Here is a 2,245-nt window from a genome sequence, read left to right as displayed (position 1 = left end):
GGAGATTTTTTACATCCAGGATATAGTGAGGATAAAATATTTGACATTAAAGGGAAAAAAATTTTTATAACTCATGGTCATAGATATAATGTAAGATATGGAGTAGATAACTTACTTTATAAAGGTGAAGAAATTAAGGCGGATTTAGTCTTATTTGGTCATACCCATGTATCGACTTTATCCGAAGAATCTGGTATAATAGTAATGAATCCAGGAAGTCCCTCTTTACCTAGAGGCTTTAAGGGAAAGAAAACTTTTGGAATAATAGAGATTGATAAAGATATAAAGATAGAAATAGTTGAACTAAATTAAAAAGAAAAATAAACTATTGACAATAGTGAAATAACCTGCTATAATTCTATATTGTCAGTCGATGTTCGTGATGGTTAATGCGGGTGTAGCTTAATGGTAAAGCACTGGCTTCCCAAGCCAGCTACGAGGGTTCGATTCCCTTCATCCGCTCCAACCTAATGAAGCATTATGCACCTATAGCTCAGTTGGATAGAGCAACGGACTTCTAATCCGTGTGCCGGGGGTTCGAATCCTCCTAGGTGCACCAAAACATTGTGGTGGATATGGCCTAGCTGGTTAAGGCGCCAGATTGTGGCTCTGGAGATCGTGGGTTCGAATCCCATTATCCACCCCATTTTTATGTTTATCATATTAATATGTTGATGGAACAACTAAATATTAACTGTAACTATATTAAAATATTGTGACCCATTAGCTCAGGCGGTATAAGCAGAGAACCCAAATTGTGTTTTTCAATTTGGTGTGAATCGCTTAGTCCGTTCCACAAAATGTTGATGGAACAACTAAATATTAACTGTAACTATATTAAAATATTGTGACCCATTAGCTCAGGCGGTAGAGCACCTGACTTTTAATCAGGGTGTCCGGCGTTCGAGTCGCCGATGGGTCACCAGTAGTATGCGGGAGTGGCGGAATTGGCAGACGCGCTAGACTTAGGATCTAGTGTCTTTGACGTGGGGGTTCAAGTCCTCTCTCCCGCACCATATTAAATTGGCGAGAGCCAATTTTTTTATTTGGAGGTAGATATGAAATTAAAGATAATATGTATTTTAGGACTGTTTATAATAGCCTTATTTATGTATAACTATATTCAAATAAGCCAAATATTCATAAGCAGACCGACTTTTTATAATAAAAAATTGTCTAAACCTTTGAGAATAACTCAAGTTTCAGATTACCATTCAAATAGCTATATCAATGTAAAAAAATTATTAAATGAAATAATCCGCTTTAATCCTCATATTATTGTATTAACTGGGGATATTATAGATAGTAAAACTGAAGATATTAATCTAACATTGAGCCTAATGAATAAATTAACAGATATAAATCCTAATACATTTTTTGTAATAGGAAACCATGAATTAGGAAATAAGAATGGTGATAAATTTATTTCAAGTCTTAAAGAAATGGGTGTTGTCGTATTAGATAATGATAGGGAAACTATTGATATAGAAGGTGAAAAAATAAATATTTGTGGGTTGAGTTTCTTTGCAACTAATAAAGATTATGAACAAACCATGGAAGGTATAGATGAAAGCAAATTTACTCTACTATTATCCCATTCACCCAATAGACCAATTGATTATTCTAAAGGGAAAGAGGATTTAATATTATCTGGGCATACCCATGGAGGGCAAGTAAGATTTCCTTTAATAGGTGCCATAGTATCTCCAGGCCAAGGTTTATTCCCCAAATATGATAAAGGAATTTTCAATATAAATGATACATTACTTTATATAGATAGCGGTTTAGGAAACAGTATATTACCTCTTAGGCTTTTTAACAGAGTACAGATAAGCAATATAACTATAGAGATATCAGAAGACAATTAAAAAGTATTTGACCTTAGCTAAAATTCCATTTATAATGATAATAGAATGTATATGCACCCTTAGCTCAGCTGGATAGAGTCGCTGACTTCGAATCAGTTGGTCGGGGGTTCGAATCCCTCAGGGTGCGCCAATTTTATATGAATTTATAAACTAGAACCTAATAAAAATTTGTCGTCGACCTCAGGTAGTGTAAAAACCCCTGGGTATCGACGACATTTTAATTTTTGAAACAAATTCGTTAATACCAATATATATAAAAGAAAAAGTAAAAAACCAAGTACAAAAAATTCAATTTTCTTATATTTGACAAAAAATAAGAAACATAGTAGTATCAATATATACAATGGTTTATAGACTACCTAAGAAAAATTTAATAT

Annotated in this window: 2 protein-coding genes and 6 tRNA genes; all 8 read left to right on the top strand. The window is 33.5% G+C overall.

Annotated elements, in window-relative coordinates; translation table 11 throughout:
* Positions 1–312 (top strand): YfcE family phosphodiesterase (locus tag VK998_RS10330; RefSeq protein WP_325228046.1); only part of this gene is annotated, 312 nt, incomplete at its 5' end.
* A 79-nt stretch (positions 313–391) separates the two neighbouring features.
* Positions 392–465, top strand: a tRNA-Gly gene (locus VK998_RS10325).
* 17 nt (positions 466–482) lie between these two features.
* Positions 483–559, top strand: a tRNA-Arg gene (locus tag VK998_RS10320).
* A gap of 10 nt (positions 560–569) precedes the next feature.
* Positions 570–646, top strand: a tRNA-His gene (locus VK998_RS10315).
* Positions 647–849: 203 nt separating this feature from the next.
* A tRNA-Lys gene (locus VK998_RS10310) sits at positions 850–925 on the top strand.
* Between the two features lie 7 nt (positions 926–932).
* A tRNA-Leu gene (locus tag VK998_RS10305) sits at positions 933–1,016 on the top strand.
* A gap of 42 nt (positions 1,017–1,058) precedes the next feature.
* The gene (locus VK998_RS10300; RefSeq protein ID WP_325228045.1) at positions 1,059–1,868 is read left to right on the top strand and encodes a metallophosphoesterase; all 810 of its coding nucleotides are present in this window, start codon (positions 1,059–1,061) and stop codon (positions 1,866–1,868) included.
* Positions 1,869–1,921: 53 nt separating this feature from the next.
* A tRNA-Arg gene (locus VK998_RS10295) sits at positions 1,922–1,998 on the top strand.
* Positions 1,999–2,245 lie beyond the last annotated feature (247 nt).

The organism is Schnuerera sp. (genome assembly GCF_035459645.1).
Classification (GTDB): domain Bacteria; phylum Bacillota; class Clostridia; order Tissierellales; family Tepidimicrobiaceae; genus Schnuerera.
Note: the sequence above shows the minus strand (reverse complement) of the source record. Positions and strands in the feature narration are given on the sequence as shown.